This window comes from Shewanella khirikhana (genome assembly GCF_003957745.1).
GTDB classification, from domain to species: domain Bacteria; phylum Pseudomonadota; class Gammaproteobacteria; order Enterobacterales; family Shewanellaceae; genus Shewanella; species Shewanella khirikhana.
The window spans coordinates 960,911-986,477 of record NZ_CP020373.1 but is presented as its reverse complement, the minus strand read 5'-3'; the positions used below and the strand labels follow the sequence as shown (position 1 = coordinate 986,477).

21 protein-coding genes are annotated in these 25,567 nt (G+C 53.1%); 2 read left to right on the top strand and 19 right to left on the bottom strand.

Features of this window, described 5'->3' with window-relative positions; translation table 11 throughout:
• The first annotated feature begins 110 nt into the window (after positions 1 to 110).
• On the top strand, positions 111 to 515 hold the full coding sequence (locus STH12_RS04165) for a hypothetical protein (RefSeq protein WP_126166391.1): 405 nt from the start codon (positions 111 to 113) through the stop codon (positions 513 to 515).
• 147 nt (positions 516 to 662) lie between these two features.
• Here the strand turns inward: STH12_RS04165 and STH12_RS04160 are convergent, their stop codons facing one another.
• From STH12_RS04160 to STH12_RS04115, 10 genes are all read right to left on the bottom strand, one after another.
• On the bottom strand, positions 663 to 1,922 hold the full coding sequence (locus STH12_RS04160) for a peptidoglycan DD-metalloendopeptidase family protein (protein ID WP_126166390.1): 1,260 nt from the start codon (positions 1,920 to 1,922) through the stop codon (positions 663 to 665).
• A gap of 268 nt (positions 1,923 to 2,190) precedes the next feature.
• Positions 2,191 to 5,253, bottom strand: coding sequence for an AAA family ATPase (locus STH12_RS04155; protein WP_126166389.1), 3,063 nt, complete (start codon positions 5,251 to 5,253; stop codon positions 2,191 to 2,193).
• Complete coding sequence (locus STH12_RS04150) at positions 5,250 to 6,392, bottom strand: exonuclease SbcCD subunit D (protein WP_126166388.1); 1,143 nt, start codon at positions 6,390 to 6,392, stop codon at positions 5,250 to 5,252. Before STH12_RS04150 ends, STH12_RS04155 begins: the two co-directional genes overlap by 4 nt.
• 99 nt (positions 6,393 to 6,491) lie before the next feature.
• A complete protein-coding gene (locus STH12_RS04145; protein ID WP_126166387.1) occupies positions 6,492 to 7,262 on the bottom strand; it encodes a TSUP family transporter in 771 nt (256 codons plus the stop codon).
• A 169-nt stretch (positions 7,263 to 7,431) separates the two neighbouring features.
• Entirely contained in the window at positions 7,432 to 9,414 is a 1,983-nt protein-coding gene (locus STH12_RS04140) for an NERD domain-containing protein kinase family protein (protein WP_126166386.1), read from the bottom strand.
• Between the two features lie 145 nt (positions 9,415 to 9,559).
• The gene (locus STH12_RS04135; RefSeq protein WP_126166385.1) at positions 9,560 to 9,958 is read right to left on the bottom strand and encodes a ribonuclease E inhibitor RraB; all 399 of its coding nucleotides are present in this window, start codon (positions 9,956 to 9,958) and stop codon (positions 9,560 to 9,562) included.
• Positions 9,959 to 9,968: 10 nt separating this feature from the next.
• Positions 9,969 to 10,199: an RNA-binding S4 domain-containing protein gene (locus STH12_RS04130; RefSeq protein ID WP_126166384.1), complete on the bottom strand. Its 231-nt coding sequence runs from the start codon at positions 10,197 to 10,199 to the stop codon at positions 9,969 to 9,971.
• Positions 10,200 to 10,268: 69 nt separating this feature from the next.
• Complete coding sequence (locus STH12_RS04125) at positions 10,269 to 10,811, bottom strand: GNAT family N-acetyltransferase (protein ID WP_126166383.1); 543 nt, start codon at positions 10,809 to 10,811, stop codon at positions 10,269 to 10,271.
• A gap of 104 nt (positions 10,812 to 10,915) precedes the next feature.
• Positions 10,916 to 11,194: a peptidylprolyl isomerase gene (locus STH12_RS04120; RefSeq protein WP_126166382.1), complete on the bottom strand. Its 279-nt coding sequence runs from the start codon at positions 11,192 to 11,194 to the stop codon at positions 10,916 to 10,918.
• A 126-nt stretch (positions 11,195 to 11,320) separates the two neighbouring features.
• Positions 11,321 to 13,144, bottom strand: a complete 1,824-nt coding sequence (locus STH12_RS04115; protein ID WP_126166381.1) for a DUF885 domain-containing protein — start codon at positions 13,142 to 13,144, stop codon at positions 11,321 to 11,323.
• 76 nt (positions 13,145 to 13,220) lie between these two features.
• Between STH12_RS04115 and STH12_RS04110 the strand changes: the two genes are divergently transcribed.
• Positions 13,221 to 13,730 carry a diguanylate cyclase domain-containing protein gene (locus tag STH12_RS04110; RefSeq protein ID WP_126166380.1) on the top strand — a complete coding sequence of 170 codons (510 nt, stop codon included), beginning with the start codon at positions 13,221 to 13,223 and terminating at the stop codon, positions 13,728 to 13,730.
• 200 nt (positions 13,731 to 13,930) lie between these two features.
• Here STH12_RS04110 and STH12_RS04105 read toward each other — a convergent pair whose 3' ends face one another.
• From STH12_RS04105 to STH12_RS04065, 9 genes are all read right to left on the bottom strand, one after another.
• On the bottom strand, positions 13,931 to 15,184 hold the full coding sequence (locus STH12_RS04105) for a tetratricopeptide repeat protein (protein WP_126166379.1): 1,254 nt from the start codon (positions 15,182 to 15,184) through the stop codon (positions 13,931 to 13,933).
• Between the two features lie 2 nt (positions 15,185 to 15,186).
• Positions 15,187 to 15,807 carry an energy transducer TonB gene (locus STH12_RS04100; RefSeq protein ID WP_126166378.1) on the bottom strand — a complete coding sequence of 207 codons (621 nt, stop codon included), beginning with the start codon at positions 15,805 to 15,807 and terminating at the stop codon, positions 15,187 to 15,189.
• Between the two features lie 2 nt (positions 15,808 to 15,809).
• Entirely contained in the window at positions 15,810 to 16,214 is a 405-nt protein-coding gene (locus STH12_RS04095; protein ID WP_011759373.1) for an ExbD/TolR family protein, read from the bottom strand.
• Positions 16,215 to 16,227: 13 nt separating this feature from the next.
• Complete coding sequence (locus STH12_RS04090; RefSeq protein WP_126166377.1) at positions 16,228 to 16,755, bottom strand: MotA/TolQ/ExbB proton channel family protein; 528 nt, start codon at positions 16,753 to 16,755, stop codon at positions 16,228 to 16,230.
• On the bottom strand, positions 16,755 to 18,110 hold the full coding sequence (locus STH12_RS04085; RefSeq protein ID WP_126166376.1) for a MotA/TolQ/ExbB proton channel family protein: 1,356 nt from the start codon (positions 18,108 to 18,110) through the stop codon (positions 16,755 to 16,757). Before STH12_RS04085 ends, STH12_RS04090 begins: the two co-directional genes overlap by 1 nt.
• Complete coding sequence (locus STH12_RS04080) at positions 18,110 to 18,892, bottom strand: DUF3450 domain-containing protein (RefSeq protein ID WP_126166375.1); 783 nt, start codon at positions 18,890 to 18,892, stop codon at positions 18,110 to 18,112. The genes STH12_RS04085 and STH12_RS04080 overlap by 1 nt, the downstream gene beginning before the upstream one ends.
• Before the next feature lie 258 nt (positions 18,893 to 19,150).
• Complete coding sequence (locus tag STH12_RS04075; protein WP_126166374.1) at positions 19,151 to 20,917, bottom strand: tetratricopeptide repeat protein; 1,767 nt, start codon at positions 20,915 to 20,917, stop codon at positions 19,151 to 19,153.
• Positions 20,918 to 20,981: 64 nt separating this feature from the next.
• The gene (locus STH12_RS04070; protein WP_126166373.1) at positions 20,982 to 23,702 is read right to left on the bottom strand and encodes a TonB-dependent receptor plug domain-containing protein; all 2,721 of its coding nucleotides are present in this window, start codon (positions 23,700 to 23,702) and stop codon (positions 20,982 to 20,984) included.
• Between the two features lie 506 nt (positions 23,703 to 24,208).
• A complete protein-coding gene (locus tag STH12_RS04065; protein ID WP_126166372.1) occupies positions 24,209 to 25,417 on the bottom strand; it encodes a porin in 1,209 nt (402 codons plus the stop codon).
• Positions 25,418 to 25,567 lie beyond the last annotated feature (150 nt).

Genomic DNA, 25,567 nt, shown 5'->3' with positions numbered 1-25,567 from the left:
CGCTACTGCATTGCAAATAGTGGTCAGGACAGTTGACTGATAACGATTTTCATTTAGAATGCCAGACATAGTCACCATGTTATGGCAGTCAAAGCCACAGCAGGAGTCCCATGGCCAAAGCCGACAAATGCCTGGAAAAAATGTGCCGCAAGGCAGCCCGCAAATCTTTGGGGCTGAAAAAGCGTGATATTAAGGACAAGGCGCAGAAAGCCAAAGTCAGTGAGCTTGCCGGCAGGCTGCACAGTGCGCTGCCAAAGCAGCCCTCCCCGCAGAACAAGGCCGAGAAAAAGGCCACCCGCCGCACACTGAAACAACTGGCGGCCAAGCAGCTTAAATCACTCCCAAACAGTGCCAACGACGACAGCCTGCCTGCCGTAAGAACCCTGCGCCCGGCCATAGGCAGTATGGCCTTTGCACTGACACCACTGAAACGCAAACCCTGCGGCGGCTGCGCGGCCAAACGTGGCGGCCTGTGCCAGTGCGCACTGAAACTCGTCAAGCGTAAAGCGGGCTGACGCAAGGCTAACAGCCAAATGCGGCACAGGTTACGCGGCAGAAAAGCAGCGACCCAACTCAGGTAATAGTTAAGTAATGATTTAAGTAAATTACACCAATAAAAAAGCGACCCTGGGGTCGCTTTTTTAGTTTCTATTGCCTTGGGATTAGCCCAAGTCCATCAACATCTGCCGGCTTCGAACAATAGAGATAAACTCAGACAGTTCAGACGAATTAAGTTGGGTCGATGTTGGCAGCGGCACCTTCATAGGGTCGACCGGCCGGCCATTGACGTGGAATTCATAGTGCAGGTGTGGCCCGGTGGAGCGACCGGTGTTGCCGGACAGCGCAATCACCTGACCGCGGCTGACTCTGTCACCCTTACGCACCAAGGCTTTGGAGAGGTGCAGATAACGGGTGCGGAACTTGTTGCCGTGCTCAATCACCACGTACTTACCGGCAAACTTGTGGTCGGTCACCATGGTAACCACGCCATCACCGGGGGCAACAACTCGGGTACCAATGGGCGTGGCAAAGTCGGCGCCATTGTGGGGAGATACACGGCCGGTAACCGGATGCTTACGTACCGGATTGAAGCGACTGCTCATGCGGAACGACTTCTCCAGCGGCACCCGCTGGAAGGCACGTGCCAGATTGTGGCCTTTGGCATCATAAAAGTTGCCGTCGCTGTGCTGGAACGCAGTGATTTCGCGCTTACCACTTTTAATTTGAATACCGAGGATTTGACTGGCACCGGTAGCCACGCCTTCCACGTACTGATCGTTTACCAATACCGAGAAGGTGTCACCCGCACGTAAGTCGCGGGAAAAATTCATTTTTTCTTTCAGCAGAGACTCGATTTTGGCAATTTCACCGGCAGACAACCCCATACGCTGGGCCGAGACATAGAAAGAGCCACGGATTTCGCCGCTGGCAATGCGGTTTTGCCACAGGCCATCGACAACAATTTCATCCACGTTAAAGCTGCCATCTTCGAAGCGACTGAACACCACCTGACGGGCCGGGCTGAAGTAAAGTTCGAGTTTCTGCAGCTCATTGTTGCTGTCGAGCCAAAATTTGATGCGGTTATTGGGCATCAGGGTATCGAGCGCCAGAATGCTCATATCGGCTTCCAGCACTTTATACATGGTCTGTTGATCCACACCGGCGCGGGAAAAGAGTCCGCTCAGGGTATCGCCGGAGACAATCAGGTGATCAAAATCTGCCACTGATTCGCGGGCCGCAAGCGGCAGCGGCGCATCGGATACCTGAGGCAGCAAAGACTCAATATCCAATGCAATGGGAATGCGGCCTGTCACCGGTTGTTGAACCGATGGCCACATGATGGAAGCACCAACCAGTAAACCACCCAGCAGCAGTACGCGCTTATGAAAGCTGGGTAAACTGGCAATATGTGTCAAAAACAAATTGTTTTTATTAGAGATTTGATTACTCAACCCTGAAATTTCCTGTACTGCCAGTCGTTCTTATTGGTATATAACCCTGCTATTTTGCGGGGATTGCTTCTTTTTATACCAAAAACTCAGCCTGACACAAGCCTTTTCAGGCAAAGGTGCGGCTGGCCTGCCCTTCACTTCGGCGAACATTAACAAAACTGAACGGGGAAAAATGTGAAGCGGCAGAAGATTTCTGCCGCTTTGGAGGTATTTTCAGCGCCTGAGCCGCAACCTGGGGTCAGGGAAGCGTGAGGCTGATTTTACTGCCGTCGTTGCCCTTGCTGATATCCACCTGGGTCTGGATCTGCTCTTTCATCTCGGTGACATGGGAAATCACTCCAATCATGCGCCCGGCTGACTGTAAGTCCACCAAGGTTCTGATGGCAAGCTCCAGAGAGTCCTGATCCAGGCTGCCAAAGCCTTCGTCAATAAACAGGGTGTCGAGCTTAATGCCTCCGGCATAGGCCTGCACCACATCCGACAGCCCCAGCGCCAGCGACAATGCCGCCATAAAGCTCTCGCCGCCACTGAGGGTTGCCACAGGTCTGAGCTTACCTGTGTAGGCATCTTCCACATCCAGATCCAGTCCGGACGCCCGGTTGCCTTTGGCCTTATCTTCTTTGCGGATAAGCCGGTAGCGGCCCTTGCTCATCAGATGCAGACGATTGCTGGCCTCAATCAGCACATCATCGAGCAGCACCCCAAGTACAAAACGCTGCAAACTGATGCGCCCGCCGGTCTGGCCGCTGGCGGCATCAGACAGGGTACCAATCAGCGCATAGTCGGCATCAAGCCTGGCGGCAGCCTCGGCTTCGCTGCCAAGCTGCGCCCGGGCGCGGCTGTACATTACCTGGGTGTCGTTGAGTGACTGCCAGCGCTGATTGGATTGACTGAACTCCTCCTGGGCGCTGGCTTCAGCAGCGGCAAGCTCAATCAAATCCGGTGGCAGAGCATCGCCAAGGGCTTCCTGCTGAGCGGCGAGGCGCTCTTTGAGCCCCGCGAGCTGCTGCTGCCAGTTGGCGATACTGTTTTTGGCAGCACTCATCTCATCTGCGCTCATCCGTGCCTGAGTAAAACTTTGCACATCATCAAAGCCCTTGGCCGCAAGCTCGGTATCAAAACGTGCTTTGGCGGCTGCCTGGCGGCTGCCAGCCTCACTGAGGGCCCGGCTCAACGCATCCCGGCGCTCATTACACTGAGTTTGACGGGTTTCGGCCTCTTTTTGCCGGGTTTGCAGCGCCTCTATTTGCGCGCTCATAGCATCGATTTGCTGCGACAGCATCGCAAGATGAGCATCGAGCGCCTGCTCACTGCCGAGGCGCTGACACAGCTCGGGAATAGCACTGCTGAGGCTGTCTTTCTCACCGCTGGCCTTTTGCAGTTCACCGGATTGCTGCTCGCGCTGACGCTGCAGCTCATCTATGTTGGCCATCAACTGTTTTTGAGCGCTGTCGAGCTGCTCAAGTTCAGCGTCCAGCGCCTGTAAGGATTGCTGGGCCGCCCTGGCGTTTTGGCACGCTTCCCGGCTTTGCCCAAGGAGGTGCTGCTTTTGCTCAAGACTGGTGGCCAGCGCATCACCCAGCGCTGCGGCGTCCTGAGTCAGTTCCTGCGCCATGGCATCGAGACGCTGTTTTTGCGCCTTGTAATCTGAGCGGGCACGGCTAAGCACTTCCCTCGCCTGCTGCTCGGCGTCTCTGGCAGCGGCAAGTTCATCATCGCCCGGCAGCATACCGTCATGGTGAGCTGGGTTTGGGTGATCCTGACTGCCACACACAGAACACGGCTCGCCGGGTAAAAGCCTTGCCGCCAGAATCGCGGCCTGCCCCTGATGCCAGGCAAGCTCCAGCAGTTCGCGGGCACGGGTCAGCTGTTCCTGATTGACCTTGGCCTGACGGCCGTCAGCCTCAAGCCGTGAAAGCTCGGCACCAAGCTTGTGCGCCTGCCGCTCTTTTTCAATAAATTGCTGCTGACGCTCAAACGCCTGGATTTGCTGCACCAGCGCGGCCTCAAGGCTCCCGGCGCTGCTTGCCAGCGCCGACAGGTCGCGTCGCTGCTGGGTAAGCTGTGCCATGCGGCTCTGGGTATCGCCAAGCTGGCTGCGAACATGGGCAATATTGGCATCAAGTGCACTCAGCCCCTGTCCAAGCGTGGCAATTGCCTCACTCAGCGCCGACAGTCTGCTCATTCTTGGGCGCCACTCAGCCAGTCTTTCGGCGTCCGCCCTGAGCTGCTGGCGTTTTGCATCCAATTCGGGCAGAGCGGATGCCGCCTCCCTGGCATGTGCCAGTGCCGCCTCGGCCTGTTTTGCCTCTTCAACGGCTTGCGCTGCTGCGGTTTCAGCACTTAAACGCTCTTTTTCGCGCTCATCCCAGGCATGCCATGCACCAGCAAGGGACTCGGCAAGTGTCGCGCGCTCAAGCTGAATGCCCAGAGCGGCCATAGACTCGGCCCTGGCGTTTTCGGCCTCGAGCCGCGCCCTGGTGTCATTCAGGGCGGTAAATTCACGCAGCCTGGCTTCTGCCGCCTGACGCCCGGCTTTGGCGGCGGCGAGCTTGGTCTCGGCGGCGAGTTTGGCGTCTGCAGCACTGGCAAGCTCGGGCGCAAGAGCTGATATGGAGGCATTCAGCGCATCCAGGCTTTCGGCGCCTGCGGTTTCCAGAATGCCAGCTCGTCGCGCCTCGAGTTCACGGGCTTTGGCTTTGAGCTCCAGCGCGCGCTGCTTAAGGCTGTCTTCGATACGTTTATAAATGCTGGTTTGAAACAGCTGACCGAAGATGGCCTCGCGCTCTTTGGAGTCGGCCAGCAGCAGCTTTCGAAACTGCCCCTGGGGCAGCACCATCACCTGACGAAACTGCTCAACTTCAAGCCCGAGCAAATCTTCAATCTCGGCGGTCACCTCGGTGACCTTGGCAGAGGCCATGGGCACGGCGCTGTCGCCTTCAAGCCGCTCGAGGAAGGCTTCACTCTTTTGCACAGTGTAACCATCGCCGCTTTTTTTGGCCCGCTGCTGCTCGGGAGTTCGCCTTACCCGATAGCGCTTATCCGCCAGACCAAACTCAAACACCACTTCGGTGAGCATGCTGTCGGGGGCACTATCGCAGCGCATCTGTGTACCTTCACGCTCATTGCCTGTGGTCTTGCCATACAGTGCAAAACAAATGGCATCGAGAATAGTGGTCTTGCCCGCGCCAGTGGGGCCATTAATCAGAAACAGCGGCCAGTCGCCAAGGGCGGTAAAATCCAGCCTTTGGGTGTCAGCAAAGGGGCCAAAGGCGGTCATCTCAAGGGTCAGCGGCTTCATTGGGCATCCCCCTTGTGCAGGGACGAGATAAGTTCTGTCATCAGTTGCCGCTGGGGCTCTGTCATCTGCTCGCCCTGTACCTGACTGAAAAAATCTTCAAACATGGCCAGTTCGCTCTTTTGAATGCGCTCCCTGCCCGGCCCATCCACCTGACGGGCCTGCATCAGCCCCGTGCGCTCCAGATGCAGCACATTGGGATACACTGCCCTGAGTTTGGCCATGGGCTCCAGAATCGCCTGGGTGTCGAGTAGCCGCACCATCAGGTAGTCCTCCCGGGCGGCATCGGTTTTTCCTCGCTCAAGCAGCTCAGCCAGCAGGCCTTCAATCACCCGAACATCGCGTTTTGGCGTAATCGGCAGCAGCTCGATAACAGGTGGCTGATTGGGCTTAAGCTCCACCAAGGTCACCGATTTTTTCTGGTTTTGCTCGCTGAAGGAATATTTGAGCGGCGAGCCAGAATAACGCACATGCTCGGCGCCCTTGTATTGGGGTCCATGCAGGTGCCCAAGGGCGACATAATCGAAGGGTGCAAATAACGATGGCGAGATGCGATCGGCGCCGCCGATGGACAGCGGCCGCTCTGAATCCGACTCGCTGCCACCGTCCAAAAAGCAGTGACTGAGCACGACTTTGGGCAAGCCCTGGCTGTCGTGGGCCTGTACCTGCCCAAGCAGCGCCGCCATGGCCTCTTCGTGGGTGTGCACATCTTCATCAAGCAGATGCCTGACCAGCGCTGGCTCGGCGTAAGGAATAGGATAGAAAAAGGCGCTGCCGTCTTTGCCATCTATGCGAACCGGTTTTACCTCGGCGCTCACCGGCCCGTGAATATAGAGCCCAGCCCCGGCCATCTGCCGCGCACCGAATGCGATGCGCTCCTGACCGTCATGGTTGCCGCCAATGGCAACCACGGCCACTCCCAGGCTTGTGGTGACCAGGTCCAGAAAGTCATCCAGCAGGGTTACCGCGGCCGCAGGCGGCACTGAGCGGTCAAAGATATCGCCGGCTATCAGTAAGGCGTCCACCTCATGGATGCGGATAAGCTCCAGCAGGCTTTGCAACATCCCGGCCTGCTCGTCCAGCAGCGATTGATTGTGCAGCGTGCGGCCAAGGTGCCAATCCGAGGTGTGGATGAATCTCATGAAAACGCCTTTTTGCTTTGAAATTGAGACTCATACTAGGGGATTAGCACAGCGCTGTGAAGGCAGAAAACGGCGTTTTGCTGCTATCTGCCTGCTGCTTCACCACCACTGGAATTCGTTGCCGAGCAGCTTAACACTCATCGCCACCGACATGGTCACCACCAGCGGCTTGATAATGGCCGTGCCCTTGCTGATAACGAGCCTGGACCCCAGGGTGGCACCCAGCGCTTGCCCCACCAGCATCAAGCCACCCAGTAGCCAAACCACCTTGCCGCCAAGGGCAAAAAAGATAAGCGACGAGATATTGGTGGCAAAGTTAAGCACCTTGGCATGGGCGGTGGCCTTGGCGAGGCCAAAACCTGCCAGACTCACAAAGGCCAGCGCAAAAAAGCTGCCGGTGCCGGGGCCGAAGAAACCATCGTAAAAGCCAACACCGAGGGCGGCAGTAAAGGCAAAGGCCGTAGGCGCCAGCACCCTGTGTCTGTCATCCTCGCTGACCTTTTTGGAAAACAGAAAGTAGCCGCCGATTGCCAAAATCAAAAAGGGCAGCAGCTTTTCCAGCACACTGGCATCGATTAATTGCACCGCGATGGTGCCGAGGGCGGCCCCGAGAAAGGCGCAAAAAATCGACAGTTTAAGACTGGCAAGGTCGACCATTTTCTTGCGCACAAAATAGAGGCTCGCAAAAAAGCTGCCGCCGCAGGCCTGCAACTTGTTGGTCGCCAGCGCCGCCGCAGGAGACAGACCCACCCACATCAGCGCAGGAATGGTCAGCAGGCCACCGCCACCGGCAATAGCGTCGATAAAACCGGCCACCATGGCCACCACAAACAGCACCGCAGCAAGCTCAAGGGTCAGCGAAAAATCCATGTTTACATCCAAAGGTCAGTCAGGCGAAATCGACACAAACCGGCGAGCGCCGGGTGTCGGTATTGGGAAATTCGAAACCAGCATTTAACGCTTTTTTGCCGTAAAAGGCAAAGGCAGGCAAGCGCGCAATTGTCCCCCTGAGCAAGGGGACAATTGCGGCAGTTTTCAATCAGCGAAAGTTCACATCGCTGTAGTCTTCAAGGCCGAACTGCTTGAGATAACAGGTATTGGGGTCGACCTGCGCCTTGAAGGTCAACACAGCTTCACAGTAATCAAACAACGTCTTGCCAAGATAGTCTCTATCGAAAGCATGCAGGGCACTGAGCATGCCCTCGGGCCCCATGTCGCCTTTGAGCTCTATGGGGGTCAGCACATCGATAAAGCTCGCCACCAGGCCATAAATATCGCGCTCGGCCTCGCCTTCATGCTCCCACAAAGCCGGGTCGGCATACTGGCTGGCGTAGCAGCTGGCGGCGATATCGAGTCCAACACCAAAGTTCACCAAACTGGCATTATCGGCATCAATAATAATGTTCTGCGGACAAATGGCCCCATGGTAGATATCGAGCTGATGCAAATAGTTGAGCGCGGTAAGCAGCTTGGCAAACCACAACAGAGGCTGTCCGGGCTCAATGGGGCCGCAGGCATCCAAAGCCGTGCCCTGCTCCCACTCGCGAACGATAAACAGGCTGTCGCTTTGAGGCAATTGGCCAAAGGCCAGAACCCGCTCAATATTGGGATGGCTGATACGACTTAAGCTGCGATAAAGGCTGGAAAGCATGGGCCAGGAAGCCTCTGTGCTGTGATACAGGCTCACCGCCACAGGGAAATTACCCAGCACGTGTTTGGCACGCCAAAGCTCGCTGTGATCGCCCTGCGCGGTTTGCTCCAGCAGTGCGTAATGGTGCTCAATCACGGCGCCGGGTTTGGTTTCAAAGGGCGCTTCGTCGTAATCGCAAACCCCAAGTTCAATCAGCGCGGAAAGATCAGCCCGAATGGCATCCAGGTCCACAGTCACGCCCTTGGCGGCGGCGCGGTACCACTGGTAAATTCGCGGCTGACGGGTGGCCTCGGCAATATTCAGGAAAACCGCCGCATAGGCTTTCAGATCGTCAAACTCACTGACATCACTGCGAATATCAATAAATTCCACATCGCCGCTGTCGCTGACAAAGACGCAATTCTCGGCCCAGCCCCCTACGGTGTGGCCACGGCGATGGATTTGCTGCAGCCCGGTCACCGAGCGACGCAATATCTCCAGCTTTTGATAGGTCGACAAGGGCGTGAGCGGCAGCAGATGCAGCGGCAGACCACGGGGCATACGGATCGGCAGCACCAGTTGCTCACCATCCTGGATCAGCGGGGCGCTGTATGGCACAGCGCCCAGGCCCGACAGCGCCTGCAGCCGCTGAAACTCCTGTCGCAGCCGCTCTTCGTGGCGGGCAGCTTCAGAGGCGTCTTCAAATTCAATGGGCAGAAGAATTTTCAGCAGCCAGGGAGCGCTCCAGCCGCCGGGATTATATTCCGCCTGCCAGACTTCCAGCCCCTTTTGTAAAAACAGACACTTAAGTTTAATGAAGTCCTGGATTTTGTTGTTGCGGCTCTCCACCAGAGCAACCTGACCTATGGTGTCGAGCACCAGCTCCTTCTGCGCCCGGGTCACCGGATGCTTGTGTGGCGCGGTCAGGCCCCACTCTTTGGTCAGCGCGGCGATGATTTCATCAGGGGTATAGATACTGAGGCTTTCGCCGGACTTGTCGAGCTCAATCTCCTCGCCCTTGCGGCCGGTGACAAACACCATGCCCTGACACCAGGGCGCATACACCCCGACCGGCACCTTGTGTTTAAGCTTGCCCGCCAGCACCCGCGCCACATAGTTGGCTTTGGAGAGGCTGTTATCGACATCGCGGCCATCCAGCAACCAGGCGTGCAGCCCGGCATCGAGCCTGCCGATGTAGCCTTTGACATCCACTACATACACACCCCACTGCCCTACCACCAGCGCATCGACTTCCATCGCCTGACCGGTCTTGGTGGGGATCTCCACATTGGTCAGCAAGAAGTAATCGGTGGGAAGCTCATCGGCCAGCAGACCGAAGGCCCAGCGCTCGGCATCGTTTACCGGGGTTCCAAAGCTGATGTGTTTTGCCAATCCTGCCTCCTTTCACGCTGACCGGTTGCTTCGCCCTGAAGCCTGCCCCGGCCGCATATGCCACGTTCTGTTTATAAGCACCTGAGTTTACGGCAATAAAAAACCACCGCAAGCGGTGGTTTTCATGAGTTTTTACTCAGGTCTATCAGTGGTTGCAGCCGGGGCCACAGTCGTGATGCTCATGGTCTTCGTCGTCCATGAACTCGTCATCACCTTCCTGATGCTGCATCACACCCCAGCCATCGCTCTGACCGTCGAACTGACCGGCAAAGGTGTTCAGTTCAAGCTCTTTGGCGACCAGCGCGTCGTATTCAGGCAGCATGTTGATGCAGACAATCAGCTCCCACTTCTCGATTTCTTCGTTGAAGTTGAGCTCAATCTCGCCGTCGGCCTCCTGGGCAACCAAGTCTTCCAGTGCTGATTCGGCATCGCGTCTGTCGTCAAACACCAGGAAAAAATCCACGTCCAGCGGCTTGGACAAATCGATACCCGATTCGTGCATTGCTTTGAGCATCTGGCCGTTATCGTCTTCTGGGAAATGCATTTTTTACTCCTTAGGGGGCGAGGATCTCGACGGTTTCACCATTGAAGGCAACAGTGTCACCGGCAACCAGTTTCTTACGCTTGCGGGTTTCCACTTCACCGTTCACCAACACCATGCCTTCGGCAATGACACGCTTGGCTTCGGCGCCGTCTCCGGTCATGCCTTCTACCTTAAGTACTTTATAAAGCTCGATATAGTCTTCACCCGCATGCAGGGTGAGGCTGGATGCTGAACCGCTCAATGCCGCTCTCCACTGATTATAAACCGCTGCATTATACACATAACCGCCGCCTGTCGCGTGAAGTTGCGGTTAATTTACATCACCGCGATCATCGGCCAGCAGACCATAAACGCAGTCGTTGTGCCATTCATCGCCGATAAGGCTGTGGCTTTTCAGCACACCCTCGAGCTGAAAACCAAGTCGCTCAAGCACGGCGCGTGAGCCGAGGTTTTGCTCACTGCACCAGGCAACAAATTTATGAATATTAAAAAGGTGAGCGCCCCAATCGATAACGGCGCGGGTAGCCTCGGTGGCAAAGCCCTTGCCGGACATTGCCGGACTCAGCATATAGCCCACTTCGGCGCGCCGCGACAGTGGGCAGTCCTGATGAAAACCCGTGTAGCCAACAAAGTCGCCCTCAAGGGTTTCAATCACCAGGGTAAGCCAGTCGCCACTGTCGTACTCCCATGGAAGCAACCGGGCTTCAAACTTGGCTTCCACCTGAGGCAGGCTTTCGCATACCCGCACATATCGGTTTACGCCTGCATCGGTTTGCATGGCCACAAAATTAGCCTTGTCGTCGGGGCCGAGGGTTCTGAGTTTGAGGCGGTCGGTGAAAAGCTCGATATGCACAGGGGTATCCTTTCTGAACTGGCAAGAATAAAGGTCAAAAGTGGTGGATGACGAACACTATGAGCAAAAGAAAACGGCTGCCAGTGCAGCCGTTTTTTAATCTATCATCCCCGACTGGTCACTTCCACCAGATGGTAACCAAATTGCGTTTTGACCGGCCCCTGGACCACATTGATGGGGGCACTGAATACCACTTCATCGAATTCCCGCACCATCATGCCGGGGCCAAACGCACCGAGTTCACCACCCTGGGTACCCGATGGACACGCGGAGTGCTGTCTGGCGATATCGCCAAAATCCGCGCCGCTTTCGATAAGTTGCTTCAGGATCTCGCAGTGTTCCTGCGAGCTGACCAAAAGATGTCGCGCTGTTGCCCGAACCATAGCTTTCTCCTTATCAGTATCGGGGCAAACGCCCCGGCTATTTACAGCTCATGGCCTGCACACCGCAGCAGGAAATCCAGTATAGGGATTCCCATACCAATTAAAAAGCCGGAGACGAAAAAATCATCAAAGCTGGCTTTCGACCCAGCGATTGATTTTTTGCTCCATCACCGCCATCGGCAGCGAACCCGATGTCAGCACCTGATCGTGGAAAGCGCGCAGGTCGAACTTGTCACCCAGGCGCTTCTCGGCATCGGCGCGCAGTTCCAGGATTTTAAGCTGGCCCACTTTATAGGACAGCGCCTGGCCTGGAATGGCCATATAACGTTCCACCTCGGCGATAATGTCGCTTTCGGCCATCGGTGAGTTGTCCTTCATATACTGAATGGCCTGCTCTCGGCTCCAGCCCTTGGCGTGCAGGCCGGTATCGACGACCAGACGCATAGCGCGCAGCATCTCATCAGACAGCTTACCAAAGTACTGGTATGGGTCGCTGAAGAGCCCCATTTCGATGCCCAGATACTCGGCATAGAGCGCCCAACCCTCTTCAAAGGCGGTATAACCGCTGAAGCGCTGGAACTCAGGTACACCGGTCAGCTCCTGCTTGATGGCAATCTGGAAGTGGTGCCCAGGCGCGGCCTCGTGCAGCGACAAGGTGGTCATGCCCCACTTTGGCTGGGCTTTGAGGTTATAGGTGTTGATGTAGAACACACCCGGACGGCTACCATCCACTGCGGGCGCCTCGTAGGAGGCTCCGGCGGCGGATTGCTCACGGAAGGCTTCCACCGGCTTAACAACATAATCGGCTTTTGGCATTACGTTGAAGTACTTGGGCAGCACCTTGTTGATGTCATCCTTGATGGCCATGTAACCATCGACCAGATCCTGGCGCTCGCTGAAGAAATACTGCGGCTCGCTGGAAAGCGAGGCAAAGAAGGCCTTGAGGTCGCCTTCGAAGCCGACCTGCTGACGCACCTTGTCCATTTCAGACAGGATGCGGGACACTTCGCTAAGGCCGATGTCATGGATGTCGTCCACAGACTTGTCGGTGGTTGTGTGCAGGTTGGCCAGATGCTGATACCACAGCTTACCGTTGGGCAGCCCCCACCAGCCGTCAGACGCTCGGGCGGCAGGCAGATAACTTTCTTTGAGGAAACCTTCCATACGGGCAAGAGCTGGAAGCAGGCGCTCGCTAATCAGTACCTGATAGCGGTTTTCAAGCTCAAGCTTGTCTTCGGCGCTGAAGGACTCAGGCAGTTTGCTAATGGGCGCGTAGAAGATGCTGTCTTTGGCATCGGCCACTTGCTGGGCAGTAAACTGAGGGATCATCCGCTCCACCAACACCCGTGGCAACACCACTTTGCTGGCCATGCCTTCTTTCATGCGTGCCTCAGCCCTATCGAGCCAAGCGATAAAACCATCAACCCGCGATTCCCAATTGAGGTAGTCCTGTTTGGTCGCAAAAGGCTGCGCCGCTTCACCACTGCCCAGCTGGATCATGGTGATCACTGTGCTGTAGAACTGGTTCATCGGCAGGAAACGCGCCGGGAAGGTCTCGTCCACGAGGGCGATGTTACGGTCATAGACGAACAGGTCGTAGGACAGCTGCAAATCGGCTGGTAAGGCGTCGCGGTTTATCTTCTTCACCTCGGCAAGATAGCGGGTATTGAAGTCGTGACGGGCTTTCAGGTATTCATCGGACAGATCGCCGCCAAACTGGTCGTTGTAGTCATTCACGCCAAAGAAGGTAGCGTAGATAGGCTCAAGCTTGAGGTAGTCCTTAAAGTAATTGTCGACCATCTCCAGATAGCGGGCCTCGGCCGACACCTCAGGGCTGCTTGCCGTCTCGGCTTTGGCCGGTGCCTGAGCTGGTGCCTGCGTCTGGGCTTCACCACAACCACCCAACCACAGCACGGACGATACTGCCAGTGCCAATATACCTTTTTGCATTATCCTTATCTCCCTTTCGCTATAAACCCGCAAAGTTTCCTATACTGGGATCAGAACCTTTGCAGGAGTTCGCCTTATGATTTATTCATTTCGTAATTCCGGATTCAGGGATCCGGAGACGGGCGTCTACAATCAAACCTATTTTTTGGAAGTGTTCAATCGCGAATGGCACAGGCACATTCGTGAACAACAAAGTCTGGCGCTATTGTATCTGTACCCTCACCTGCGCGAAACCATTAAACACCCCGGTATTTTAGAGCTGTTTACCAAAGAAATTGAAGGCGCCCTATTACGGGCGACTGACCTGCTGGCAAGGATGAGTGATGACTGCTTCGCGCTGGGACTGTTTAACATAGATACCGAAGGTACATCTGTGGTGACCGAGCGCATCGAAAGCGCTATACGGGAGTTTGTACACAAATATGATAAGGACCACAGCGTGCAAATGGAGTACAAGCTGGCCGCCTGTGTCTGCAGTCCCAATCGTGAGCAGCGGATCGAAAAGCTGTTTACCAATACCGAAACCATCGCCAAATTACTCGAGCAGGACAAAGGCAAACATTCGGTGATGGAGCAGCTGCAATAGTCTGTCAGTAGATCTAACGGATATTGGCAAGACACGTTGCCGCAAACATTCACAGAGGCAATCACTAAACAGTAAACCACCTGTGAGGCCTGGGCACTAACAGCCAGTCAGACACCCATTGGCAACTTGCGTTTCCCTGTTTCGCCGCCAATAAAAAAGCCACCCGAGGGTGGCTTTTTTGAGCTTGGGATCAAGCGCCGTTACAGAGTCACGTTGTTGATACGTGCTTTCTCTTCGATGTAAGAGACATAGCTCTTGGCACTGCGCTCGGTCTTCTTGTCCTGGGCAGCCAGTTTCGCACGGCGATGTGCGGACTTGTACTGCTTCAGTTGAAGATGAGCCAGAGCCAGTTCGAAGTGAACTTCACCTGGGTGTTCAACACCGGCATTGAGCGCCTTTTCGAGAACCGGGATAGCTGCAGAGTATTTCTCAGCCAGTGCCAGCATGCGGCCCTGCTTCAGATACAGCTTGCCATCGTTCTTCTCTTCTGCAGCCTTGCCATAGAATTCGGCAGCTTTTACCGTTTCTTTGGCATTGGAGTAGAAGTTAGCCAATTGCTCGTAGTTCTTGGCGTTGGTCTCAATCACACCAGCCTTCATGTATTTTTCCATGATGGTACTGGCACGATAAGGAGCGCCCTGGCTGGCAAGCAGCTGAGTGAAGCGAGTCAGGTTGCTGCCGTCTTCTTTCAGGAAGCCGTTGCGGTAGCACAGATCATAGGTCTGCAGCGAACGAGGAAAATCCTCGGTCAGCAGATAAAACTGTGCCAACTGGATCCAAAGACGTTTGTCGTCCTGGAACAACGGAACCATGGTCTCAAGTACCTTTACAGCGTTCTTGTACTGCTTCTTCTCAAAGTAAGCAGTCAATTTCATCTGATACAGGTTCTTATCGGGCTCTTTGGCGTGAGACAGACCTTTGTCTGCAACCTCAACTACCTTGTCCCACTGCTTCAGTTCGCTGTACGCGATACCGATGCGACGATATACCACAGGATCGTCAGTCTTACAGGCAAAGTCCATCCACTTATAGTAAACGGCAATAGCCTCTTTCCACTTCTTCTCCTGGATGAGCAGATCCGCATACAGCTTCATCGAGGCTGCATGGTCGGTTCCGCCCAGTACATCGGCGTCAACGGCTTGCTTCATGTACTTGATAGCAGTGCCCATCTGGCCCTTCTCGGCATAAAAGTTACCCAGCATACGGGCAACATAGGCCTTGTCAAAGTCACCTTTGGCATTGGCTTCAAGCAGAATAGCAATCGCTTCGTCAACCTGGCCGTTGGTGTAGGCTTCGAAGGACTTTTGTACCTTCTTACCTACACTTTCTCCAACAGCTCGGGACTGGCGCTTTTCCATTGGACACTTTTCAACAGCCTGCGCCATGGGAACAACCAAGGCGCCGGCAGTCAGGGACAGCAACAGAGCGCTGGCAAGTTTATTGACTTGACGCATCCTTATTTGCCTCCCTTATCCAGTTTAAAGTCCAACTGTACAGTCATACCGGTTTGCTTCTGGGCTTGGCCATCAACAACCTTTGGCTTGTACTTCCACTTTTTGAGCGCGCGAATCGCTTCTTTATCGAATACACGCTTGGGTTCTGCGGCGATAACTTCAACGTCATCAACACCACCAATCTCGTTAATGGTGAAGCGCAGCTGTACCCAACCTTCCTTACCGTCACGTGCCGCAGCAATAGGATACTGAGGTTCGATACGCACGATTGGCGTTGCATCGCCATCGCGGGTCATCATGTTACCCAGTTTAAACCCAGTGCTGGCACCACCGGCCTCAAGGCCACCCATGTTAAAGGTAAGGCCGCCGTCGATGTTAGTCGACGTGTCTGGCGGAGTGGTATCCGGCTTTGGCGGCTGCTCTGGTGGTGGGGGTGGCTTAGGCACCACCCTCGGCTTGTTCTGCGCCTTCGCATCCTGCCTGTCCATGGTGATTTCAATCACCGGGGACTCGGTGGAGTTATCGTGGCGCGTGGCGCCACCTCCGACCAAGGCAGCCATGAACCAGAACAAACCAAATGTCACCAAAGCACCAATAATGATAGATACTAGTGCTCTCAACATAATTAGTCGTTCCCCGCAGATACCGCGATCTTGTCGATACCGGCAGCCTTCACCTGGTCCAGAACCTTAACAACGATGCCGTGTTGGGCTTCTTTGTCGGCCTGGATCAGAACAGAGGCTTCCGGCGCTTCCGCCAGCATACGTTCAACGTTTGCAGTGACGCGCTCGATGTCAACCTGACGGTTTTCCATCATGATCACACCAGTCTTGCTTACACCGATAAAGATGTTAGCAGATGGCTTCTTGGTCGCCTGTGCTGCCGGAGGCTTGTTGTAGTCCAAACCAGATGGCTTCACGAACGAAGTAGTTACGATGAAGAAGATCAGCATGATGAACACGATGTCGAGCATCGGGGTCATGTCGATTTGAGCTTCCTCGTCTACGCTGGAATGCTTTTTACGAGCCATGTTAAATCTCTCTTTAGTGGTGTGGCAGGCTGTCTTTCAGCCGCTCAAGGCTAATTCTCATTTTGGCATCCAGACGGGTACTGAAGAATACCCCTGAGAGTGCCGCAACCATCCCAGCCATAGTTGGCATAGTTGCTTGAGAGATACCAGCCGCCATCATACGAGCATTACTGGTGCCCTGTACTGCCATCACATCGAACACTGTGATCATACCGGTAACGGTACCGAGCAGACCAATCATGGGGCAAAGCGCCACTAAGGTCTTGATCATCAGCATACGCGCGTTCATATCTTGCTTCGCTTGGGATACCCAAGCTTCACGGATACGGTGAGCATACCAGGAAGTTGTTTCTTCCCTGGCTTCCCATGCAGAGATGATGGCCAGATGCTCTTTTGGTGCTACCCAGTTCAGGTACCAAAAGCGCTCCAACATCAACACCCACATGACAAACAGCACAACCGCTACAAGCCAGAGGACGTCGCCCCCGGTGGCCATGAAGCCCCTGACGGAATCCCAAACATCCATCAGGAATAGCATCATTAGTTAGCCCTCTTCTCAGCGTGTTCAGCAATGATACCCGCACTCTGCTCTTCGAGAGTTTGTACGATAGTCTTGCTGCGAGCTACCACGATAGCGTGAACCAGCATCAGTGGCAGTGCGGCAACCAGACCCTGTACAGTAGTAACCAGCGCCATAGAGATACCGCCGGCCATCAGTTTTGGATCGCCAGTACCGAACAGCTGGATGCTCTGGAAGGTTGCAATCATACCGGTTACGGTACCCAGCAGACCCATCATAGGAGCGATAGCGGCCAGTACTTTGATGATAGAGATACGAGTCTCAATCGCAGGAGTTTCTTTCAGGATGGCTTCATCCAGTTTCAGCTCCAGAGTTTCAACGTCGGCATCTTTGTTGTCCTGATACACTTTCAGGATACGGCCCAGAGCGTTGTTACCTGGGTTGGCCACGTTCTTGGACTGAGCCTTAACTTTAGAACCGATCACGAACAGAGTCAGCAGACGCTCAAGACCAATCAGCAGACCCAGAGCCAGAATACCGATGATGATGTAACCGATAGGACCACCGGCTTCGATACGGTCTTCGAAAGAGGCTTTCTGAGTGAAGATGTTCAGCAGAGTACCGCGAGCTGGATCGATGTACATCTTCTCAGCACCGCTGGTAGCGGCTTCCCACTTGGCGATAGGTGCAACCTGGTAGCCTTCTGGCTGAGCAGACAGCTGCTGGATCAGACCCAGTTCTGGGTTGTAAACAACATACTTGCCATCGGCAGTCAGGTTGAATGCACCGATACGGTGTACAGTGGTGTTCACTACGTTACCGTCGATGTCGGTTACGGCAGCTTCGAACTTAACCACTTTGCCAGACTCGGCCATTTCGAACAGCTGCTCTTGCCAGAACTTTTCCAGTTCTTCGATTTTTGGCAGCTGCTTGCGAGAACCCAGGTCAGCGATGAACACGTCACGCTTAGGGTACTGAGCAGAAACGTTAGAACCTACCAGCTTACCAGCGAAATCACCGGCTTCACCTTTAACCACACCGAACATCTCACCCAGGTCACCCTGAGCAGTTTTCAGGTCTTCTTCGAGCTGAGCGATTTTACGCTCGTTGTCGATGAAGGCTTGGTTCAGGTCCTTGCCACGCTGCTTTTCGGCAGCCAGGGCAGATTTTTCACGCTGCAGCAGTGCCGCTTTATCACCACGCTCAGCTTTGAACTCGGCTTCGCGCTTGGCGTTGACTTTGCCTTCAGCTACACGCTCGGTTTTCACCTGCTGCAGCAGCTGATCGATAGTCTTTGGCGCGTCGGCAGCACTAACCATACCGGCAGTGAGTGACAGACTGGCCGCAACAACGGCGGTAGAAATTAGCTTCTTCATTATTTTGCAGTCTCCGCAGCTGGAATTGGTAACGCAAAGAGGTCAAGAGCGCCCTGCTTACGGGCAATGCGGATGCCTTTGGTCAGCTCACGCAGGTGGCTGTCTTCCAGCTTGTCCCAACCTTTGGTTTCAGTGTTGTACATCCAACCGGTCTTCTGGTCCAAGCTCTGAGCATACAGAGCAACACGGCCCAGGTTGAAGAAGTCAACCAGCACTTCTTTACCGTCGAGGTTCAACTTACCAGTGTTAACTGCAACGAAAGTGCCGTACTCACGCTCGATGCTGTAAGCATCCAGGATAAGACGATATTTTTCGGCCAAGGTAACTTCAGCAGTGCTGAGGAGGTTTTTCAGGTTATCAATACGCTCTTTGCGTACTTCGGTGTTGAATGGCAGATCCAGAGCAACAAACTGCTCCAGTGACTCAACCATTTTAAACATCAGGGGCACAACACCCTGACGCAGCTTATCAACACCGTTGATGTCGTCCTGGATAGACGTCATGGTCTTCTGCTGGTCAGCAACCAGCGAAGCCAGGTAGTCGTTGTAGGCTTTCAGCGCTTCGCGCTCATCAGCGACAGAGCCGTATTCAAACAGCATGTCCTGAGCCTGATCAAAGTAGCCATCTACTTTTTTCTGAGATGCAGCCGCATCGGCGTGGATCTGGGCATCGGCTTTCTGAACCTCTTTCAGAGGATCTGCAACTACCAGGTTGCTGCCGGCCAGAGCCAACGCGCCAACGAGTGCAGTAGCGATTTTGGTTCTATTGCTTACCTTGGACATAGTTCCCAACCAATTTGAAGTGAATAAAGGTTTAACTTACGAGTAACTCAGACGGTTTGACGGGTCAAACGCCCGTTTATCACACATAAGTTGGTCTTTCTCTTGTGATTGTTAGAGTTTTCTTCCCTTTCCTATGCCCCGCAGGGCATAGACCCGCTCGCATCATTTCACAAAATGTTGACCTGTGTCAACATGCGATAATGACTGAATACGCGGCCTTTACAGCCTAAAAGCGAGCCTCTTATCGAACCGGTTTGATTATATAAACTTGATATCAAATGCGACTGTCATTCTCTGGTGATTGGCGCTAAACGACTCAGTCCCATGCCACATATAAGATGGAAATACAACGAGCAAACCCTCTTTGGGTTGAACAATGAAGTCAGGATGATCTTTGAACCACTCGCCTAGTTCAGCCTGACCAAACTTCAACCACCCTTCTCCAGCCACCTGACCCACACCTGATACATCAAGGTAGAGACATGCACTGTAGTCACCCGCATTGTGAAAATGATTTGCGTGAAAGTGCCCTGAATGCAAAAGAACAGACCAAGAGTCTTTGATGATTAAGTCGTCTGAAGCGATATTGGCCAGAGGGCTCAATGAACCTATCTCATCGCCACGTTTCAGTCCCGTCAACTGCCGCAATATCCGCTTCTTCAACTCAACGATCACCGGAACCTGACTATCAAACAGTTGCCCAACGGTCTGACTCCCACCGCGCAACGACTGTTCAAACGGTTCATAATTCAAAGAGTGTAAATCGGTTAAATAACCTAACAGATCTTCATATAGATTATCTGTTTTAAGGTCCACCGAACGAAACTGGACCAAACGGTCATAATCAAATAGTTGCCGGTAAGCCTTAAAATCACCACTTTTCTTGAGCACAGTCCCATAAAGTGCGTAGCTACCCTGAGTTAGATCTGCTTGCTTAAGGCGAGTATCCATTAAGGCCCGGGCTTCACTTATTTGTTCGGAAGCCAGACAGGCTTTGGCCTTGAACTCCAGTAATTGACCATCTTCACTGTTTGTTTCTAACAATGCGTCGAAACAGCTATGCGCTTCTTCTGGAGCATTCATCTCAAGGGCAAGGACTCCCTTAAGAAAAGTCACACCGAATGTAGTTGATGAACCGCTATGAAGTGCTCGGTAGGCCTTTTCGTAAAGACCACATTTCATCAGTTTTTTTACATAGTCCTCAAAAACGCCGGCAACGTTTAAGTCAGACCACTCATAAACGGAAAAAGCCTGGTCTCGCTCGCCCCCCCATAACGTACGAAAACGTATGTCCAATGATTGACGATAACAAGGGTGCGTTGCCGGTACTTTCGCAAGCCAAGCTGCCACAATGCAGTGCGTTTTCCGGTCAGCAATAAGCTTATACATCAAATCCATTGTAGCGCCGGAGATATTATCCATTTGACACCGGGTCACCAGCACCTGCGTGGCTTCAACAGGACTTCCCAGAGAAAAAAATAAAAAGGCCGCTTTTTCAATTAACTGTTGGGACAAATCAGGTTGTTGAATGAAAACCCTGAGCTCTTTTAGAGCAACGCCTTCCTCACCCAACTGTCTTAAACATTCAATGTATGACAGCCTCGAAGGCCTATCCCCAGGTTTGATAGCAAGAGCCCCTTTGAGGGCATCCTTCGCGGCAAGCCAGTTGGCTTGTACAAAGTAAACTCGCGACAAATTCACCAACGCATCGTGGTGTGGCTGCCGTGCCAACACCTCCTTATAAAGGCTTTCTGCTTCGGTATACAGCTGCTGTTGGACATATAAGTTGCCCAGTGCAATCAGATAGTCTGGCAAGCGTTTCTTTTTCAACAAATCCAATAGAATACGAGCAGCCATATCAGAGTCCCCCAGCTTTCTAGCGCACAGGCCGAGCAAAAAGTGGGCATCCAGATGCTGTGGAACCTGTTTAACAATGGGGTTCAGATACCTATAGGCCAGATGAAAGTCGTTCTGTTGAAACGATTGAAGTGCCATGAGATAGGCCTGCCCGACGCTCATTTTCATCGCTGTTCCCTCCAAGCAAAAAGCCAGCCCTAAGGCTGGCTTTTTCTAACACGAGAAATTCAAATTAGAACTTCACGTTCACACGAGCATACCAGTACTGGCCAGCAGTATCGTACGATACTGGGATAGTGTTCATGTCCTGGTTGTTGGAGATATAAGGGGCCTCTTCGTCAAACAGGTTGCGCACACCCAAGGTCAGTGACAGGTTGTCCATTGCGAAGTAAGTACCCTGCAAATCGTGGTACCAAATGGCATCAGCGATGTTATCCAGGTTGTCCTCGCTGGCGAAGTAGTCTTCACCTTCAGACTGGTAACGGGTCTGCCAGCTAACAGACCAGTTGTCCATTGCGTAGTTCAGAGACAGGTTGGCACGCAGTCTTGGGAACACCGCTAAGGTAGTTTCCCACTGGTCAGCAGCCACTTTACCGGCAGCAGAAACGATATCTGCACCTTCATATGGCAAGTAGTCGTACTGATCCAGGTAAGTACCGTTCAACAGTGCAGAGAACTGGCCTTGGCCAATGTCTGTCTTGTACGACAAATCAAAGTCAACGCCTGATGTTTCGAAAGTAGACAGGTTAGCGTTGGTCAGCAGGATACCAGCCACTGGACCCAGAGCGGTACGGTATGGTGAAGTAGCGTGCGGTGCATCACCAGTCAAGCTAGGACCCTTGATTAGATCACACAGTGGGCTGGAGAAGTTGGCAGAGTTCCAGCACGCACTCACTACGTTGTCGGTACCAGCAGTACCAATACCGTTAGTGATTTCAATGTTGAAGTAATCAACACTGGCGCTGAAGCCGCTGTCGTGGCTGTATACGAAACCTGCAGTGAAGCTCTCAGACTCTTCAGGCTGCAGATCGGGGTTACCACCTACTACTGTTGAAGATTGGTTGGAAGACAGTTCGAAATCGCCTGGCAGACCTTCAGCAGCACAGTTTGCTTTCACAGTAGCGTTTTGACCACCGGTAGCATAGTTCTTACAAGGCTCAGCATAAGCCAGGTTAGTTTCAGACTGAGGTGCATACAGTTCACTTACGCTAGGGGCACGGAAGCCTTCAGCAATGGTAGAGCGAATCAGCAGACCATCAAACGGAGCCCATTCCAAACCAAATTTAGTATTGGTGGCACCATCGTCCAAGAAGTCAAAATCAGAGTAGCGAACTGCAGCAGTCAGTCGGACAGACTCAGCGAAAGGCAGACCTTCCACGATAGGCATATCGAATTCGGCGTATGCTTCATTCACTGAATAGTCACCCGAAGTCGGCTCACCGGCTACAGAGTAGATCTGACCGATTGATGCCGCACCATCAGGAACGCTCTGGTATTCTTCCCAGCGCTTTTCGAAACCAGCAGCAAACATCACTTCGCCACCTGGAAGTTCAAGACCGAACAGGCTACCAGAGATGTTACCTTGCAACTGACGGGTTTCACCACGAACAACTGGAGAGTTAGGTACGAAAGCGTAAGCCAGCATTTCTGGAGTCAGAGTGCCCTCTTCCAGAGGATTCCAAATGCCTGGGCAAGCATCGTCTTCAGCACACAACGCTGGATCGAGCAGAGTTTCGGCACGAGTTGGGTTGACACGACCCAGATCCAGACGTGAATCAACATAACGCGCAAAGTTGTAAGACACATCCCAGTAGTAATCACCGAGAGCGCCTTCCAAACCAAACACCATGCGATAGTCTGAGAAATCCTGAGTAAAGCCACGACCACCAGTTTCCGCCAAACGACGCACTACAACCAAATCTTCACCAGTCGGGTTGTATGGGTTAGAAGCTGGCATGGTCGGTCCCCAGAAGGTACCTTCCGGAGCCATCAACTGATCAGATTGACGGTTGGTGAAACCACCTTCCAGGAAGCCAGTCAGGTTGTCAGTAATTTCATAGCGGCCAGCGCCATTAATGCTGAATACTTCCTGTGGCGTAACCATGTAGCTGGCTACTGAATAGTTGTAACCATCAACTGCTTGGTCAAATGGGCGAACCTGACCAGAGGAAGGATCAACTACATAACCGCCTTTTGGTGAGCCATCAGCGTAGAAGAATTGACCGTAAGGAATGGTGCCTGAACCACCACAGAGTTTTTCACCGTCACGTTCAAAAATTGGGCAGTCAGAGAAATCACGATCACCCTGCCAAATAGCATCACGCTTGGTATATTGCAGAGACATGATCACGTTACCGCGATCACTTGAGGTACCGGTAGTTACAGACATAAGAGTCTTCTCACCGTCACCTTCGCCACTGATATCGTACTGTGCACCAAACTCAATACCTTCAAAGTCTTTCTTGGTAATGAAGTTGATTACACCAGCGATGGCATCCGAACCGTAAACAGTCGATGCACCGTCACGGAGAACTTCAATTCGCTCAACATAAGCGGTTGGGATAGAGTTCAAATCGCCAGAAGCGAAACGACGTCCGTTGATCAGTACCAGCGTACGTCCGGAACCCAGACCACGCAATGAAGCAGTTGCAAAACCGCGGCTACCGTTGTTCACAGATGAACCTTCAGCGCCACCGTTAATAGCAGGAATGTTTTGAACAAAATCTTCCAGCGTAGCTACGCCAGAATTTGCAATGTCTTCCGCAGAAAACATAGTGATAGGACTGGCAGTCTCAAGGTCGGTGCGCTTAATGCGTGAACCGGTAACCTCGATACGTTCAACAGTCTCACCCTCGTCAGCAGCATAAACTGCTGGGATGGTCAGTGCTGAAGTAGTCGCACCAGCGACCAAGGCAAATCGTACTGATTTTGCCAACATGCTGTTCTTAAGCATCGTCTATCTCCCTGGATTTACATTTTTATAATGTGCCCTATGGGCTTGTGCTGCAGGCGTTACATTGATGAACGCCATGTCACTTTCAATGATGGATGGAAACACATAAAACACAACTTTTCAACATCCAGCAACAGATGCGACACACCCACTCCAGTTTGATCGAGTAAAAAACTCACAACAATGCGCACAAAAAACCACCAAATGATGAAGATTCCTCCTTACTTACAAAGACATAGAATGAAGTCATCAAGCTCTTCCTGCCACCCACTATTAACAATTATTTAATCTTTTACATAAATTGACATTTGTTGATAAAACAACCAAAAACACTCTTGGTCAGATCGTTGACGCATTTATCCATGGGAAAACCTGCATTTGTCGGCTATTCCAATCGAAATCAACGATAACCACCAATTCAATCTCTTGAATATTTGGTCAATAAAAAAGCCGGGCGTATGCCCGGCTTAATCAACTGATAACAAATTACTCGACTGGCTTTCTGCTTAGAGCGAGTAACGGATACCGATGGCGATGCCGTCGTCTTCCGACAGGGCCATTCTGGCTTCCTGCTCTTGATCTGCGCTGGAGAAGTCGCTGAAGTCTTTACGACCTTCCACGTAAAGCACGGTGTCTTTGTCCCAAACGTAGTGCAAGCCAGCTACCACGAACTGACGCTTGAACACGTCGTTTGGATCAGCATTGTAGTTTGGCTGGATCACGTAGTCGCTGCCGGCATCCAGCAGGTTGTAAGACACGAAGGTGCGGAAGCCGTTTTCAAACTTGTACGAAAACAGGGTTTCAACACCGTAGGCTTCTTTGATCAGACGACCAATGTTGTCGGTGTCGTGGTTTTCGTTGTAGTTCACATTGGCAGAGGCGTAGAAACCATCGGCATCAAAGTTGCCCCAGGTCACGCCCATACCGTAGATGAGGTCAACGGCAGTGATACGCTCGCCGTTACCATAGGTCACGTCGAACTCACCGCGGTTGGCACCCAAGGCAATGGCCAGTTTGTCCATGGCCTGCCAGGTTACAGCGCCGCCGTAGGTATAGTTGTATTCCACCTGCTGAGCTGCACGCTCGCCGGCGTTCCACTTGTCTTCACAGGCTTCCTGGGTGATATCGTCGAAATCACAGGTAAAGAAGGTGCTGTTTTTCAGCTGCGCCTGTACGGCAAAGCTGAAATCGCCCAGGGTGTTGCGATACTGCACCACTTTGTCACCACGACCAACACCGTTTACGGCGCCGTCGTCTTTGTTATAGGTGTAGACGCCCGCTGCGTTACCGTCCCACACAAAGCCATAGTTGGTGCCATACACCACGTCGTACCAGGCACCCCATTGCTTACCAATGGTCAGCGTACCCCAGGTGTCGTGGCTCAAACCGGCGTAGCCAAGACGGTTATAGAAGAACTCGTCCTGTACTGACTCAAATTTGTTGTTGTAAACGATTTCGCTGCTGCCAAAGGGGTTAATGCCCCACTCCACCAGTGCGAAGGCTTTCCAGTCGTTGCTGAGCTGACGTTCGAAACCAAAATTAATTCGCGAGGCACCGTTCACCACTTCCGTGGTGTCTTGCGTGTTGATGACGCGTGCGTCGATAAAGCCGCCGATAGATACGGCATTTTTGTCATCTTTGTAGATTTCAATGGCCGAAGCCGTTGGAATGGTCAGCAGTGCGATGATGCTGCTGGCTAACATGGTCTTGTTCATGGGTGCCTAACCTTTCTATTTGAGCCGCAGGACATATCCGTAATTTTATTTCCATCCTGGTCCTGCGCAGATTAGCAAACACCGAACTAACCACCAAAGAAAAAACTCTGACAAACGTGTTAAAAATCACACAAAGAACACCAAAAAACA